Source organism: Salmonella sp. SAL00672, from assembly GCF_046552175.1.
Lineage (GTDB): Bacteria > Pseudomonadota > Gammaproteobacteria > Enterobacterales > Enterobacteriaceae > Salmonella > Salmonella enterica.
The window spans coordinates 533,346-549,738 of the sequence record NZ_JBGDUQ010000002.1 but is presented as its reverse complement, the minus strand read 5'-3'; the positions used below and the strand labels follow the sequence as shown (position 1 = coordinate 549,738).

Annotated in this window: 17 protein-coding genes; all 17 read right to left on the bottom strand. The window is 47.5% G+C overall.

The window, feature by feature from the left end:
* Positions 1-25: 25 nt before the first annotated feature.
* A complete protein-coding gene (locus ACLJTG_RS08420; RefSeq protein ID WP_000692253.1) occupies positions 26-286 on the bottom strand; it encodes a hypothetical protein in 261 nt (86 codons plus the stop codon).
* Between the two features lie 43 nt (positions 287-329).
* Positions 330-578 (bottom strand): acyl carrier protein, encoded by a 249-nt coding sequence (locus tag ACLJTG_RS08415; RefSeq protein WP_001055579.1) that lies wholly within the window; start codon positions 576-578, stop codon positions 330-332.
* Positions 579-596: 18 nt separating this feature from the next.
* Complete coding sequence (sipA, locus tag ACLJTG_RS08410) at positions 597-2,654, bottom strand: SPI-1 type III secretion system effector SipA (RefSeq protein ID WP_000258818.1); 2,058 nt, start codon at positions 2,652-2,654, stop codon at positions 597-599.
* A gap of 18 nt (positions 2,655-2,672) precedes the next feature.
* A complete protein-coding gene (sipD, locus tag ACLJTG_RS08405) occupies positions 2,673-3,704 on the bottom strand; it encodes an SPI-1 type III secretion system needle tip complex protein SipD (RefSeq protein WP_000932249.1) in 1,032 nt (343 codons plus the stop codon).
* A gap of 70 nt (positions 3,705-3,774) precedes the next feature.
* Positions 3,775-5,004 carry an SPI-1 type III secretion system needle tip complex protein SipC gene (gene sipC / locus ACLJTG_RS08400; RefSeq protein ID WP_000909019.1) on the bottom strand — a complete coding sequence of 410 codons (1,230 nt, stop codon included), beginning with the start codon at positions 5,002-5,004 and terminating at the stop codon, positions 3,775-3,777.
* A 27-nt stretch (positions 5,005-5,031) separates the two neighbouring features.
* The gene (sipB, locus tag ACLJTG_RS08395) at positions 5,032-6,813 is read right to left on the bottom strand and encodes an SPI-1 type III secretion system needle tip complex protein SipB (RefSeq protein ID WP_000245788.1); all 1,782 of its coding nucleotides are present in this window, start codon (positions 6,811-6,813) and stop codon (positions 5,032-5,034) included.
* A 2-nt stretch (positions 6,814-6,815) separates the two neighbouring features.
* Positions 6,816-7,313: a SycD/LcrH family type III secretion system chaperone SicA gene (gene sicA / locus ACLJTG_RS08390; protein WP_000386309.1), complete on the bottom strand. Its 498-nt coding sequence runs from the start codon at positions 7,311-7,313 to the stop codon at positions 6,816-6,818.
* Positions 7,314-7,450: 137 nt separating this feature from the next.
* Positions 7,451-8,521: an SPI-1 type III secretion system export apparatus protein SpaS gene (spaS, locus tag ACLJTG_RS08385; RefSeq protein WP_000097719.1), complete on the bottom strand. Its 1,071-nt coding sequence runs from the start codon at positions 8,519-8,521 to the stop codon at positions 7,451-7,453.
* Complete coding sequence (spaR, locus tag ACLJTG_RS08380) at positions 8,508-9,299, bottom strand: SPI-1 type III secretion system export apparatus protein SpaR (RefSeq protein WP_000498965.1); 792 nt, start codon at positions 9,297-9,299, stop codon at positions 8,508-8,510. Before spaR ends, spaS begins: the two co-directional genes overlap by 14 nt.
* Before the next feature lie 3 nt (positions 9,300-9,302).
* A complete protein-coding gene (spaQ, locus tag ACLJTG_RS08375) occupies positions 9,303-9,563 on the bottom strand; it encodes an SPI-1 type III secretion system export apparatus protein SpaQ (protein WP_000342503.1) in 261 nt (86 codons plus the stop codon).
* 25 nt (positions 9,564-9,588) lie between these two features.
* The gene (spaP, locus tag ACLJTG_RS08370; protein WP_000526016.1) at positions 9,589-10,263 is read right to left on the bottom strand and encodes an SPI-1 type III secretion system export apparatus protein SpaP; all 675 of its coding nucleotides are present in this window, start codon (positions 10,261-10,263) and stop codon (positions 9,589-9,591) included.
* Positions 10,253-11,164, bottom strand: a complete 912-nt coding sequence (spaO, locus tag ACLJTG_RS08365; protein WP_000058741.1) for an SPI-1 type III secretion system protein SpaO — start codon at positions 11,162-11,164, stop codon at positions 10,253-10,255. The genes spaP and spaO overlap by 11 nt, the downstream gene beginning before the upstream one ends.
* Positions 11,164-12,174, bottom strand: a complete 1,011-nt coding sequence (spaN, locus tag ACLJTG_RS08360) for an SPI-1 type III secretion system protein SpaN (RefSeq protein WP_000503085.1) — start codon at positions 12,172-12,174, stop codon at positions 11,164-11,166. Before spaN ends, spaO begins: the two co-directional genes overlap by 1 nt.
* Positions 12,174-12,617 (bottom strand): SPI-1 type III secretion system protein SpaM, encoded by a 444-nt coding sequence (gene spaM / locus ACLJTG_RS08355; protein WP_000555884.1) that lies wholly within the window; start codon positions 12,615-12,617, stop codon positions 12,174-12,176. The genes spaN and spaM overlap by 1 nt, the downstream gene beginning before the upstream one ends.
* On the bottom strand, positions 12,595-13,890 hold the full coding sequence (gene invC / locus ACLJTG_RS08350; protein ID WP_000856766.1) for a SctN family type III secretion system ATPase InvC: 1,296 nt from the start codon (positions 13,888-13,890) through the stop codon (positions 12,595-12,597). The genes spaM and invC overlap by 23 nt, the downstream gene beginning before the upstream one ends.
* Entirely contained in the window at positions 13,887-14,294 is a 408-nt protein-coding gene (gene spaK, locus ACLJTG_RS08345) for an SPI-1 type III secretion system chaperone SpaK (RefSeq protein ID WP_001164066.1), read from the bottom strand. Before spaK ends, invC begins: the two co-directional genes overlap by 4 nt.
* Before the next feature lie 23 nt (positions 14,295-14,317).
* On the bottom strand, positions 14,318-16,375 hold the full coding sequence (invA, locus tag ACLJTG_RS08340; RefSeq protein WP_000927219.1) for a type III secretion system export apparatus protein InvA: 2,058 nt from the start codon (positions 16,373-16,375) through the stop codon (positions 14,318-14,320).
* Between the last annotated feature and the right edge of the window lie 18 nt (positions 16,376-16,393).

The following is a 16,393-nucleotide window of genomic DNA, read 5'->3' as shown; positions in this document are numbered from 1 at the left end:
TTACTTTCCTCTTAAATTATATCTTTTATAAGATTGCTTCTTCAAATTTAATCTGGTTACACAATGTCTTGATATTTTTTCGCGCCCATCGCCGGGCGCAATATTTCTCTCCTTTAATCCAGTAGAATAGCCATTCACTACGCATCGGAACACATATCAGCAACTCCTTCGGATCATTTTCAACATGACGTAACTTGCCTTTAATAACAAAACGCGAACTGTCAGCAATATCATCATATATTGCAGCCATACCTGAACCGGGTACTACATGTGTGATGATTTTCATAACAATTAATCTTATTCAATTGTTGTCAAGCGAGAGAAAAATACTACACCCTGGACTCAAGACTTTTTTTAACAACACGGCATATATCCGCAAAGGTCGTCATATCAGGAAGATCGTTTTCATTGCAACTAATGTCAAACTCCTCACTAAGACCAAATACAATATCAATTAAATCCAATGAGTCAGCGTAAAGATCCTCAACCAGATGGGTCTGACCATTGATACTATCAACATCAACGGCAATACAGGAGGTGATCACTTTTTTGACTCTTGCTTCAATATCCATATTCATCGCATCTTTCCCGGTTAATTAACGCTGCATGTGCAAGCCATCAACGGTAGTAATAACCCGATCCACGCCAGGTTTATTCAGGTATGACTCGTAAGCCGGGCCAGCTCGCCAGCTACCGTCTCCGATAAGGCCGTCCAGCACATTACTTAACACATAGTCAGTTTCCCCTTTTAGCCTGGTCAGCCCCGCCTCTCTGGCAAACTGCAGTGCAATCTCAGCCAGTTTTTCTTTTTGTGGATGATGAGTAATGACCTCTTTGAGAGTCTCCATTTTCGCTTTCAATTCTGGGTGCTTGTCAATATCGCTACATTGCGCTTTCAACGCTGCACTCTTTATCGTGTCATTGGGTAATATTTCCGCACGCAAGCCGTCAAACGCTCTGCGTACAGGGAACGGTGTGGAGGTATCTGGCTCCAGGGCTTTACGTATCACACCCAAAAACGTCTCACGGGCGTCGAAATGCATTGAATGCATATTCGTAACGCTCGGTACTGTTGAGAGGAAACTATTTTGCTTAAACTTCAAACCAGAAAATGGGCCAGTCTTATCTGTCTGACTATTATCATTATCGGTCGTACCGGCTTTATTACCTGTAATTACCGTCGTGTCTGATTGTAAGGTATCGGTTTTAACATTCTCGACGCCAGCCAGTTGACTGGCAAGCGGCTTCACATTCACAATCTCTGCCGTCTGGCTTTGCTGTTTATTATCATCAACGCCGTGCACCGTGGCCTGTACCGGCTTGCCGATAATGCTCTTGCTGGTTACGCCATCGACTTCATCAAAAGAGGGTGTTTCACCCGTAGTGCCTTTTTCTGACGTGACCACCTTTCCATTTTTACTTTCGGATGAAGCGTTGGTCACAGCCTCTGCCGTCGCATGAGCCGTGACGTCAATTTTACCCGCGATGCCATGGTCAATTGCCCCTGTGCTGGCGCTGTGTGCCGTCTCCGTTTGATGCGTAGTCGAATCCACACGCGAATGACTATGACTTACGTTGCTGCTGTTAGTCGAATGGTGTGACTCGCCATGGCGTTGGCTGTTATCAATAAATGTTCGGCTATTATCAATCGTCTTCCGGCTATTATCATGGTTGCTATTATCGATATGGCGCTGGCTATTATCGACATGGCTTCGGCTATTGTTAATATGCTTACTGTTATCCACGCTATGGTTACTGCTATCAATATTAATATTGATATTAATACCCGTAGGTTCTGCTTTTTTCCCACCATCAGGTACTGGTCCAGCCGCAGGCTCCGGAATTTTAGGGTCAGGCAGTTTATCTGCAGGAATTTGTGCAAAAACATTACGTAGCAGCAGGGGTATCAACGTTTGCATTTCAAGGTGCCGGGCTTCCCGTCCTACGCTGGTACCCTGCTCTTGCGTTAATTTTTGGTGGCACATATCAAGCGCCTCAACCGCCTTCGCCGCCGCTTTGTCAACAAGGTGCGTAAGATTGCTGCGGGTTAACGGATCTAACGTACAGCCAAAGTTATGTTCAATGCAGCTGGCAATATAGGGCATCACCTCCTGCATAACAAGATTCGTCGATAATTTACTTAATTCACCGCCAGTGTTATTTTTGATGATATCTAACAGCTGCTTTTCCAGGTTTTCCAGCTTCGCTTCCGCTTTCTTTGTTTCTGGCAGCCATGGCCCAAAAGCTGACTTTTCTTTCAGGCCATCTTTTATGATTTGCGCGGTATACTCTGCCCCCACCTTCATCAGTAGCGTCTTCGCCTCAGGAGAATCACTGGTGGCGTTGAGCGCTGAACGAAAGAGCCCGGCAAACTCCATTATCGCTTTCTTACCGGCGACATTATTTGAATTGGTAAAAACTTCTTTTAACGCCTCAGCGTCTTTCCCGCATTTAAACAATGCATCCAGACTCGCCTGTTTGATCAGCGCGGGAAAATCTTCCAGTTGCGGGCCTTTAATTTCCCCTGACAGCGTCGTTGTGGCACTTTCTCTGACTGCGGAAAGATTCGCCGCAAGATTCGTGGCCTGCGTTTTGATCTCGGTCTGCATACCTGGCATTATGACGGGGGGCTGAGTCCTTACACTTGTAACCATTATTAATATCCTCTTCTGTTATCCTTGCAGGAAGCTTTTGGCGGTTTCCAGGCTGCTACTTATCGTACTGCTCAGCACTTTTACCAGGTTGTCGTACAATGAATTGGCATTGCTATATTTTTGCGTCAGCGTCTGTAATGTGGTTTTCATATTTTCTTCCTGCGCTTTAAAACCCGACTGCCAGGCTTGATATTTGGCGTTATCCATTTCGAGTTTTGAGTCTTTTCCCGGCGCGCCTAAACCATCAATATCCTGAACCATTTTTTGTAATGGCGTCAGATCAACGGTGACGACATAACCGGATCCATAAGATTTCAGGCAGCTATTCGGTAAATTCAATTCACTGAGCCACTGTCTCGCTTCCGCTTCAGTGGCTACTTTAACGCCGCTGCCTGACTGCGCTGGAAATAAAACGGTATTACTGTTTATTTGATTATATTTATTGACTAAACTGTTTAAGTCATTTTTGAGTGAGGTAACATCTAGCTTAACGGTATTACCGTCCTTACCTGGTAATAACCAGCCTCCCATTTTGGAAAGAATATCACTGAAGGCCTGATAAAAATCGGTATAGACTGCGACAACGTTTTCATAAACGCCCAGATAGCTGTCACCTATCGCCGATATATTTTGGGAAACCATATCCCAAATCTCAGCATCAGAAATGGTTGTTCTCGGCTGCGCCATAGGCGAAGCGCTAAATAAGGCCGACGTCGGCGCAGAAAACGCGCTCCGCAGGTTCTCATTTTGTTCTGCGGATAATGACACGCCAGACTTCGCCAGCGCATTCAGGCTGCTGGTCAACTGTTGGCGCGCCAGCGTGCGCTCGTCATTATTCTCTTCAGAGATCGGTGGCGTTGACTGCAGCGTCTGCTGTGCCTGCTGGATTTTAGTAGCCGCCTGCGATAATGAAATGATATCTGTACCGCGATGTTCTGTGGTAGACGGTACCACGGCAGTCTCGACGTGCTCGCTCGCCGAGGGAGTCTGCGGCCGTTCGGCAACGATCCCCGGATGAGGAGAAGCGGAATAATTTTGAATATTAAGCATAATATCCCCAGTTCGCCATCAGGAGCGCGATTAAATCACACCCATGATGGCGTATAGATGACCTTTCAGATTAAGCGCGAATATTGCCTGCGATAGCAGCGAGTGCGGATGCTTTCGACTGGTTAATGCTCTCCATTGTTTTCAGCATTTCCTGAATCAGGCTGGTCGATTTACGTGAACTTTCACGGGCTTCGTCCGATGCGGTGCTGGCAACCCGGTTATTCACCTGGCTAATTTGCTGCTCGGAACGTTCCTGAGTAGCGGCGTACTGCCCGGACGCCCCTGCAATACCACCGACCGTGACCGAGTTCTTCATAATCAGATCGCCCGTCATCTGCATCTTGCGCGCATCGATTCGGGTCATATCCATGGTATTCTGCTCAAGACGAATATCGGATTCGACAGACTCAAGACGTTTCGACAGAATAGCCTGATGTTCAGGGGAGATTTGTTTATTACTGTCTTTAATACCCAGACTTTCCGTGGCGCTGGTTCCGGCATTAGATTTAAGCGTCGCATCATTAAGATTTTTCGTCGCATCGGTACCGGTTTTCTTCATATTTAACGATTTCAGAGAATCGACGCCTTCAGCACCGAGTTTGACGCTATTCTGCCCGTTCAGCACGTTTTTAATACTGTGGCTTTCAGTGGTCAGTTTATCGATCTTCGCGGCATTATGTTTAAGCGCGCCTCTTTCATTCTGCAGCCCCTTATATTCCAGTTTGGCGCCCACGCCAGTGATCCCCAACTGAAGCGCGCTCTGGGAAATACTACCGGACAACGCATTCATCCCTTCGCGCATCATGGAGCTTGCCGTCGTTTTAGCTGCATCAAAACTGACTAATGACAACTTACCAGACAGTTTGCTATCAGCCTGGTTCAACGTCAGCATTAACGTATTCGCGGCAGCCAACAGCGCAACGGCACTGGAAGACATTCCGCTAATATCAAAAAACTTTCCGACTTCTGCCTGCTGCTCGCGTAACTGGGTTTGCACAACCTCATTCGCTTTAGTCGTGACATTATTTGCCAGAGCATTCAAATCCTGATTCATGTCGGTATTTTGAATACTGGCTTTTAAAAAGGACGTGATCGTTCCGGGGGTTTGCGTTAATACCCCTGGCGCAGGCGCGCTCAGTGTAGGACTCAACCCCAGGTCACTGACTTTACTGCTGCTAATACCAATACTATTCAGAATATCTTTAGCGCTAACGGATTGCGAAGCTGTCTGTGAACTATTCTCAACAGAATGATTATTTAAATAAGCGGCGGGATTTATTCCCACATTACTAATTAACATATTTTTCTCCCTTTATTTTGGCAGTTTTTATGCGCGACTCTGGCGCAGAATAAAACGCGAAGCATCCGCATTTTGCTGTACCGCAGAAGACATGGCTTTTTGCAGTTCCGCCGTTACCTTCTGGTTTTCACCAAATATTTCTACGGATTGTTTAAGCCACTGCTGAATTTGATCCATGGCAAAACGGGCGAGCATAAAATCAGCAAGCGCCTCGCTGGCATTTTTAATAAATACGCCCTCGGCAACACCACCGGCTGACTGGGCTGCGGTATTCGTGACTTCCATGCCCAACGCCACTTTATTTAGGGTATTACCTACCAGCTCTTTACTTAAGGCATTCGTTTGCAGGCCCATCTTGCTACCCACATTACCCAGGCCGCTAGTAATACGTTGCATCCCCTGGGTAAAGAGTTTGCTGCCGTTTTGCGCCAACTGTTTCAGCACGTTAGGCACCAACTTCTTAATCGTTTCGCCCATCATTTTGCTCAGCGCGTTACCCAGTTTCGCCGCCGCGCCTTTCCCGACAACTGCGACCACCACAATGACCGCTACCATCGCAATAGCGGCAACAATCGCACCAACAATGCTGCCTGCCATCTCTGCCGTTTTCTTATCGACGCCTAATCCTTCCAGCGCTTTGGTAATCGCCTTGCCAATCAGCTCCATTAACGGCTTCAGCACATGCTCCATAATCGGGTTTAGCGCCTGCTGAATAAACGACACCCCCGTCGCCGCCTTCACAATTTCATCGGCCACCATTACCGCAAGTCCCACCGCAGCCAGCGCCAGACTCGCCCCACCGGTAAAAACAGCGGCCACAACGCTGACAATGGTTAGCAGCGCGCCGAGGACTTTCCCGATACATCCCATAATGCGGTTCGTTTCCTCGGCTTTGCGCGTCTCTTCCTGGAATTCAGCCGATTTCTTTTCCATCTCCGCCTGACGCCCTTCCTGCAAGGCGTTGAAAAGCGCAAGATCGTTTTGCAGGCTTTCTTCCGTATTTTTGCCCACAATCTCAATAAACATGGCCATGAGCATAGTGAGGCGGGCGACATTTGACAGATTATCCTGCTCACCCTGGGAAACCTGATTCTGAGAGGCGGCATTAGCCGTTCCCTGGAATTTGGTCAGAATGTTATCCGCTTTCTCGGCTTTCGCTTTGGCGTCTGTGCCTGCTTTAACCGTCGCATCCGTGGCCTTATCTAAGGCCTCTTTCGCCTCTGTCGCTTCTTTTCCGGCCTGTTCTACCGCGGCTTCAGCTTGTGCATAGCCGGGGTCAGCCGGGTCCAGCGATTGCAATTTATTTTGCGCCTGCGTCAGTTTTTTGGTCGCAGCGTCATAAACACTCTTGGCGGTATCCGTCTTTTTGATACTGGCTTCATAGAGATCCGTCGCCTCCTGAGCCTCTCCCAAAGCCGTCTGGAATTCTTTCGATACCTGAATCCCCATCTCTTTTTGTGACTCAATCATCGCCTGCCATACCGCCAGACGAGACTCCAGTTGAGACAGCGAAACATCGCCCAGTAGGGTCATTAACTTGCCAAGCAGTAATGTCAATTGCCCTTCGCTGGAGAGTTTTTCCCGGGCGGCGTCCGTAGGCGGCTTTAGACCCACCGTATTAATAGCGCTCTCGCCGGACTTTGTTCCGGCTTTAAGGTCGCCCGCTTTCGTTGCCACCACATCTTTAAAAGCTTTATCCGCCGCTTTTAAAAAGTCCGTGTTCTTACGAACGCCTTCAAAAGCCGCCTCAGCGAGGCGCGGATTTTGGGTATATCCGCTACGGCTAATGCTACTTGCGTCATTTACCATAATTATTCCTTTTCTTGTTCACTGTGCTGCTCTGTCTCCGCCGTTTTTAGCGCCTCCAGATAGACCAACGCTTTTGCCCGCAGAGACTCATCTTCAGTACGTTCATTGACAAGTTCAAAACACTGTCTGGCTTTTGCTGCCTTACGCATTAATAATTGACACTGCCCGGTAAAAAAAACGGGGCGATAATCATTTTTAAGTAACGTAAACGCTACTGCATAAAGGTCACATGCTTTCTGAAATTGTTTTTTCAGTTGGCATACCGCCGCCAGTCCCATGGTGTAATCGGGATTGTAAAAATCATAAATGCATAAGAAACGAAAGAATGTCTCAGCTTCATCCAGTCGTCCCTGGTTATAAAACTCATAAGCATGAGCATATAAACCGTCCATCATATCTTGAGGGATCCCATGAACGTCTTTTAGCGTGGCGCCTTCACTAACGGCATCCCAAATCATTTCCGCAACACGTTCTTCGCTGACATTATTTTGATAATCCATTACTTACTCCTGTTATCTGTCACCGACTTTGTAGAACTTAACGACTGCGTTTATCTGATGCAGTTATTAAACCCCGACGGTGGTTAGTGAACATTCAAAAAACGCCCAATGAATACATCGCTACTGCTTTACGCGGCTCAATGCCGTACCTCGTTTTCTTGTGGCTGAATAACGTCTTTGCCCGCGTTTTCTACCTCTTCCAGCCAAACCAGAAGACGTAAAACTTCATCAATTTCTTCCAGACTCACCAGATCATAACGGCGATGGGTTTTGAAAAGACTGCGCGCCAGTTTGATATCGACGATCACAGGTACGCCAACCTTCTCCGCATAGGCGCGGACGGCCAGTGCGCGCTGATTCGTTTCATACACCGAGATCATCGGAATCGGCATCAGTTCGGGTTTAAAATAAATCCCGATCGTAATATGCGTGGGGTTGGCAACAATCAGGCGTGAGTTTTCAATATCGGATTTCACCTGTTCAGACAGAATTTCCATATGAACTTCACGTCTTTTAGATTTAACCTCTGGGTTCCCTTCCTGCTCCTTCATTTCACGCTTCACTTCTTCCTTATCCATTTTCATATCTTTCATGGTCAGGAAATATTCCGCAATAGCATCCAATAATAAGACAATCAATGCGCAAGCAAGGCAAGTTAATACCAATGCGAGGAGAAGTTCACGCCAAATGACGGCAATACCTACAATATTGCCATTTAGCTGAGAAAAGATTTCAACCTTATATTTCTTCCAGCAAATGATGGCGGCCACCACAAAGGATGAGAGATACAGTAGGGTTTTGACCGTATCTTTAACCGTTCGCATACTAAAAAGTTTTTTCGCCCCTTCTACCGGGTTTAACGCCGATAAATTAGGTTTTAATGCTTCTGTCGCCAGCACAAAACCGGCCTGTAATAACGCCGGTAATGCGGAACACACTAAGCAGAGCAGCATAAATGGAATCAGATATTTTAACCCTATCCCAAAAACAGCTAAACTGTAGTCAGCCATGCTCTGATCAAAATTATCCGCAATAATGATCTTAATTATCCCCATAAACTCATTAAATGAGCCATACGACACCAGATAGGCAATTCCTCCCAGCGTCAGGCAGGCGATAATGAGATCTTTACTTTTAAATGACTGGCCTTTTTTAGCGGAGTCTTCCAGCCGTTTTTTAGTCGGTTTTTCTGTTTTATTCGAGGACATGCGTCGCCCCTCGCTCGTAAAACCAACTGCTTAACCCTGTGGCCTGGAAAGAGAGTCGCAGTACATTGTCCGGTAGTACCGGAGAGAAATAAAGCAGCATAATTAAAACGGCAATGCCGCTTTTTACCGTCAGTGAAATCGCAAAGGCGTTCATTTGCGGAGCAAAGCGCGACAATAAACCCAGGAATACTTCTGACAGCAACAGCACTAATACCACCGGACTGGCCAGAACCAACGCGTTTTGAGCCACCTGATTAATAAACGTTAATAGCGGCGGTAATGAAGGCGTGCACTCGTTCATCGGATCGCATAGCTGATAGCTTTTATTTAACACGTCAACCATCGTGACCAGACCGCCGTTTTGTAAATAAACGACAGCGGCAAACATATTCAGGAAATTAGCCATTTCCGAGGTATCAATACCGTTTGCCGGATCGATACTGCTACTTAGCGTTGCCCCTCGCTGGTTATCGATAATACAACCCAGCGCATGCATAACCCAAAAAGGCCATGACAGCAGACAGCCCAGCATGACGCCTACCGCCGCTTCTTGCAGAACTAACGGGATCATCGCCACCGATAAAAACGGCGGCGCCTCGTTCAATGCATGCGGCCATACTCCCAATGCCACCAGGATGATAATGGCGTTTCTCGGCGCACCGCTTAATACCCCGCTATTCAAAAACGGCAGGAAGAAAAAAATCGGCGCCACGCGAGCAAACCCCAGTGCCGCAGACGCAACCAGGTGATGAATTTCAAAGTACAACGCGTAAAACATTTTTTACCCCTTAGCCAACGCCAGGAATATCACCTGACGCCCGTAAGAGAGTAAAACTTCGCCATACCAGCCAGACAGTAAAAACAAGCATAAACACACGCCAAGTAATTTAATGCCAAAAGGCAGCGTCTGTTCCTGTAATTGCGTTACCGTCTGGAATAACCCTACCAGGAGGCCGATAATCGTTGCGACAATCGTCGGCCACCCTGACAGGATCAAAACAAGATAGAGCGCCTTATTACCTGCAAACACTAAATCATCCATTTAACTATCCCGTCTCGTAATGATGTCATGTTGCAATGTCCATATACTGTAATATCAATCCCTTAGACAGTAAGGTCCAGCCATCAAGCGCGACAAAAAGCACCAGCTTAATAGGTGTAGATATCGTCACCGGACTCATCATCATCATCCCCAGCGCCAGTAGCACGCTGGATACCACCAGGTCGACGACAACAAAGGGCAAATAGAGATAAAAACCAATTTTAAACGCGCTTTTTATTTCGCTCAGCGCATAAGCAGGTAATAACGCAAATATTGATGGTTTTTCAATTTCATCTTTGTCACGCTTTACCGTCTCGGTCTCTTCTCCATACTGACGCTTCAGTTGCGCGTTTTCAAAAAACTGAACTAACTCGCGATCTGAATATTTGATCAGATAATCGCGATAACCATCCAGACCTTCATCAACGTGTTTACTTAATGACGAAATATCATTAAAGGTGACATCTTCGTCCTCAAAATAGACGTAGGCATCATGCATTATGGGCCACATAACAAACATAGAAAGCAGCAATGCGACGCCGTTAAGCGTCATATTTGAAGGTATCTGCTGCAATCCCAGGGCGTTACGCACCATGACAAATACAATAGAAAATTTAACGAAACAGGTTCCTGACGCAATAATAAATGGCAACAGGGTGGAAAATGCCAGTAAGGCAATTAATGAGATATCATTCCCCATTACCAGACTCGCTCAGCCATTCATGGATCTCAACGCCTAAGGTGTCATTCATCTGTACCAGTTCGCCATTACCCAGCAAAACACCATTCGCCATAATTTCAACGTTAAGTTCAGCATTGGTCGGCAGTGATAATAGCTGTTGCTGCCCCATGGCTTCGAGTTCGGCGAGGGTAACGTTCTTACGATACAAAACAAATTCCAGTTTGACGGGCAATTGATTCAAGCCAGGCAGAGTTTCTGCAGTTTCAGTTGTATTATTTTCTTCTTCGATATGTTGAATATCTAACGTTTCCACAATAATTCCCCCTTCAACACGGTTGAAATGACCTAACTTTTTCGCGTAGCAATAAACTTCCGCACGGGAAGTACGAATCAGGAGTACATCTCCGATCCCGATTCGGCCCAGCAACGAACGCTGCGTATCACTGCTACCGATTACAAAGCGCAACGGCCAGCGCAGCATTTTCGGCCTGCCGCCCCCGACTGCAGGCAGTTCAGGAAGATATTCAAACCACAGGCCGCCCCGATCGCTCATAATGTGCAACAATTTCCCTTCCGGCAGCGCGCTTCCCGGCACGGGGTTCTCTACGCATAAACGCCGACAGGACAAATGCGGCACGGGCAACTCAAACGGTCGCTCTGTCGCAGCAAGCCAGGGAACGACCAGGTGCTCAGCGCCAGCAGAAACCGCCGCCCCCGCCAGAGCGGGAGAGACATGCTCAAGCCAGTCCCCAGGTTGAATCCACGCCGACCACCGTTTTTCTGCATCGCTCAACCGAACCCACATTCCCTGTCGCGTCGGATATTCCAGCGTCGCTTCCCGGCCATGGCGCTGGCATTCTGTCGCGGTTTGCGCCAATAGCCATTCGCGACGATCAATCTGTCTCACACGCAATGACATCAGGCGTCATCCTCCTCGCCAGATTGTTGTCTGTGCTGTTGCTGCTGCGGATTTTGTTGATCGTCTCGCGTCAGGTGCCAGCGCTGGGGATTACCGTTTTGCCATTGATCATGCAAACGATGTTCAACCTGCGTATTTGACGGTATTAACGAAAACTCCCCTGCTTGCCGCGCCTGAATATTGACGGAATAGTCATTTCCCCAGCGCTGAAAACGGTAAGTCAGCGAGCTATCCTCTCCTTTCACGCCATCGGCAGTGGGAAAAATAGTCATCATCGGCTTTGATTGCGCCGCTAAAGGCATTTTTTCATCGCCGCCGGTTAATTGGCTAAGATCGGCGATAGTGGTTGGTTGCAGCGGAAGCTGAGAAACATCTTTAACCTTTTTATGATCTTTATCTTCAGGCTTACCGGTATTGGCTGCGGCCATTCGGGCAGGTGCGACATCCCGCGCCAGCGGCGCGCCCTCTTTACGAACGCCTTCGCCCGCGATGGCTTTATTATCCCCAGGCAATGCCTTGATATTATCGTCAGAGATTCCCGTGGCGTTATCGGTTACTTCACTAACGGATTCCACAGCTTTTAAATCAGCAGATAATTTTTTACCGCTTACGCTTTCTAACGGCCTATTTTTAGGCGATAGCAACGCTGCGGATTTATCTACTTTGGCCTCCGCAGAGATCAAACCGACAGATTTTTCAGCAGTGACTTTCAACAGTTTTTCAGCAATCCTGAGTTCGCCTTTTCCGTTATGATGCAGACCAGAAACGTTGCCATTGTGATGTTCTGATTTCGCTGGCGCGCCATGTCGCCATGCCGCCAGTAATACCGGTAAAGCCGTTTCTTTATGCATTACGAAAGCATCGCCATAGTCGCGATCTTTTTTATCACCGGAATATTCTGTCTTATGTTTTTCCACCGCTTTTTTTAATGCTTCTGATAAACCGCCAACCTCATCCTGCTGCGGCAGTAAAATGTTCCCGGATGAACAGACAGCTGACACATCGCCCATTAAATTATCTCCTCTGACTCGGCCTCTTCCTGCTGTATCTCTCGCTGGATATAGTGTCTTTTCTGACGGATTATCCAGCGTTGATAGTTCCCTTCTTTGCGCAACCAATATTTACTTTTTTTCTGAAACTCTTCCCTTTTCTTTTCCAGCTCGCTCCGTTTTTCCTGAATTTGTATAATCTGGAGTTCTAAATCTTTTATCTGCCGGCGAACAATAGACTGCTTACGTAATAACGTATAAATTTCCTCACGACTGAGCTGTCTGTTTTCTGCACGCAGCGTATCTAATAACAATTTCAGACCCGCTATTTGTTCAAGGATCGCCTCCTCCTCGGCCTGCAGCCCGCGGTCCTCATCCTGATAGCGAAGTAATATCGACTCACACTGTGAATGAAATACCGTACAGCGCCGCTGCAATACTTTAATTCTGGTCAGCGAATGCATTCATACCGCTCAACGTGTCATCAAAGGATGAATATTGCGCTACCGGCTGGCATAACCAGGCTTTCAGGCTATCCCGCATCTGCATCGCCCGATCGTTATCGATATTTTCGCCAGGACGATATTCTCCCAAGTCAATGAAAAGCTGGAGCTCTTCCAGACGCGTCATTAATTTACGCACGGCAGATGCCTGTTCAGCATGTGTCGGCGTCGTGACTTGTCCAAAAACGCGGCTTACGCTTTTCAGTACATCGATTGCCGGGTAATGTCCCTGCCCGGCCAGCTTTCTGCTCAGATACAGGTGACCGTCAAGGATAGAGCGAATTTCATCCGCCATCGGGTCCGCCTCTTCCTCGCTTTCCAGCAGTACCGTATAAAAGGCAGTAATGCTTCCCTCGCTGGTCGCCCCAGGGCGTTCCAGCAAGCGGGGCAAATTATCGAATACGGAGGCGGGATAACCTCGACGAGCCGGACGCTCTCCCGACGCCAGTGCCACGTCTCGCAAAGCACGCGCATAACGGGTCATGGAATCGATAAAAAGCACGACCCGTTTTCCCTGGTCGCGAAAATATTCCGCTACGGTTGTCGCCAGTTGCGCCGCATTGCAGCGATCGACCGAGGGGAAATCGGAAGTGGCAAAAACCAGCACGCATTTTTCTTTCTTATGTGAAGCGCGCAACATATCCACGAATTCAGTGACCTCACGGCCTCGTTCACCGATAAGACCGATAACAAAGACATCCGCCTCCGTTTGCTCGATCAGCATATGCATCAGCATGGTCTTACCGCATCCTGCGGAGGCAAAAATGCCCATTCGCTGGCCTACGCCACAGGTCAATAACCCGTCAATCGCGCGCACACCGGTAATCAGCGGTTCACGGACGCCAACGCGCGAAGCGTAAGAAGGCGGTGCGACATCAATAACGCGTTCTTCGCTAATCGGCGCCACTTCAGGGGTAAAACGCTCAACGATTTTCCCCGTCGGATCCAACACCGCGCCTAATACCGAGTATCCCACCCACGCCGATAACGCACGTCCAGTGGGATAAAGCACGACATCGCGGCTCAGCCCCTGGGCGTTGCCGATAAGGCTCAGCACAGTGCGTTCCCGCTGTAAGCCAACCACCTGCGCACGTGCAACAACCTGTTTTTGGTGCCAGCCACGGCGTATTTCACACAGTTCGCCAATGGCTACATCGCGCAATTCCGCCTCAATAATTGGGCCGGTTATTTTTTGTGGGTAGGCCAGATATTGCAGTAAACGAGGTGTTTTCATCTCATTAGCGACCGACTAAAAACTTCCAGATAGTTGTAAAACCCATTCAAGGCAGTAGAGAACTTTTCACCGTCAGATAAAAAATCCGGATGCACTAAGGCTTTAAGCGTTAGCTCCCCATTCTGCTCCCCCAGTAGTAATTGCCCGCCGCGGGCAAAATGGCATCCTTCCATTATGGTCATTAAGATTTCATAAGCCCGCTGTTGTAATACCACCATGCTGTCAGCACCCAATTGCGCCCAGATCCATACATCATCGTCCTTGACGCTGATACAGATACTTGGCAATGCAAATAAATCCAGAACAATTGTTGAATGGCTATCTATTCCTCCGATGAGTGAAGGATCGCAACCACTTACTTCCAGTGCGGAACGAACTAATTCAGCGATATCCAAATGTTGCATAGATCTTTTCCTTAATTAAGCCCTTATATTGTTTTTATAACATTCACTGACTTGCTATCTGCTATCTCACCGAAAGATAAAACCTCCAGATCCGGAAAACGACCTTCAATCATTTTCTTAATAAATCGACGGACATCGACAGACGTAAGGAGGACAAGATCTTTATGTGCAATCAATAAATCATCCAACTTAAGTGTAATGAGATCCATCAAATTAGCGGAGGCTTCCGGGTCAAGGCTGAGGAAGGTACTGCCAGAGGTCTGACGGATCCCTTTGCGAATAACATCCTCAACTTCAGCAGATACCATTACTGCTCGTAATTCGCCGCCATTGGCGAATTTATGGCAAATATAACGCGCCATTGCCCCACGAATATGCTCCACAAGGTTAATGACATCTTTTTCTCTTGGCGCCCACAATGCGAGCGCTTCCATAATTAATTTCATATTACGCACGGAAACACGTTCGCTTAACAAACGCTGCAAAACTTCAGATATACGTTGTACCGTGGCATGTCTGAGCACTTCTTTAAGTAAATCAGGAAATTTCGCTTCCAGTTGGTCCAGCATATGTTTTGTTTCCTGAATACCGAAATATTCATTGACGTTGCGCGCCAGCGTCACCGCCAGACAGTGGTAAAGCTCATCAAGCGCGTTCCGCAACACATAGCCAAGCTCCCGGAGTTTCTCCCCCTCTTCATGCGTTACCCAGAAATACTGGCTGCTACCTTGCTGATGGATTGTTGGATTAATACCAAAGGACACGACTTCATCGGAATAATTTACCACTCGCATCAAATCAAAATAGACCGTAAATTGTTCAACACGGATCTCATTAATCAACAATACGATGCTGTTATCGTCCAGGCCCTCGCCATCGCGTAACAATACTTCCGGCAGGCGCACGCCATAATCAATAAAGAACTGACTACGTAGACGCTCCGCAAGTTGAGCTTTTTCCAGATCTTCACGCCGGCTCTTCGGCACAAGTAATATCAACGGTACGGTCTCTGTAGAGACTTTATCGAGATCGCCAATCAGTCCTAACGACGACCCTTCTTTTTCCTCAATACTGAGCGGCTGCTCGCCTTTACTGGTTTTAGGTTTGGCGGCGCTACGTTTTGCTTCACGGAATTTAAAATAGAAGAGTACGCTTAAAACCACCGATAAAATAACAAATACCGGCAGCGGGAATCCCGGCAGAGTTCCCATTGAAATGGTCAAAATAGCCGTAACAACCAATACAAATGGGTTGTTCAACAGCTGCGTCATGATATTCCGCCCCATATTATCGCTATCGCCATTTACGCGAGTCACGATAAAACCGGCACTAATCGCAATCAACAATGCGGGGATCTGGGCGACAAGACCATCACCAATGGTCAGCATGGTATAAGTAGACAGGGCGGAGGACAAATCCATACCATGGCGGGTCATCCCCACCGAAATACCGCCAATAAAGTTCACAAAGATGATAATGATGCCGGCAATAGCGTCACCTTTGATAAACTTCATCGCACCGTCAAAGGAACCGTAAAGCTGGCTTTCTCTTTCCAGTACGCTTCGCCGTTCGCGCGCGGCATCCGCATCAATAATACCGGCCTTCAAATCGGCATCAATACTCATCTGTTTACCGGGCATACCATCCAGAGAAAATCGGGCCGCAACTTCCGCGACGCGTTCTGAACCTTTGGTAATAACGATAAACTGGACCACGGTGACAATAGAGAAGACAACAAAACCCACCGCCAGGCTATCGCCAATAACGAATTGCCCGAACGTGGCGATAATTTCACCGGCATCGGCTTCAATCAAGATAAGACGGCTGGTACTGATTGATAATGCCAGACGAAAGAGCGTGGTAATTAACAGTACCGCAGGAAACGTTGAAAAACTGAGGATTCTGTCAATGTAGAACGACCCCATAAACACCAATATCGCCAGTACGATATTCAGTGCGATCAGGAAATCAACCAGATAGGTAGGTAATGGAATGACGAACATAGAAATGATCATCACCATTAGTACCAGAATCAGTAATTCAGGTCGTAAACGAGCACTGTTAAGTAGAGAAAGCAGCACTATAGGTATCCTGTTAAT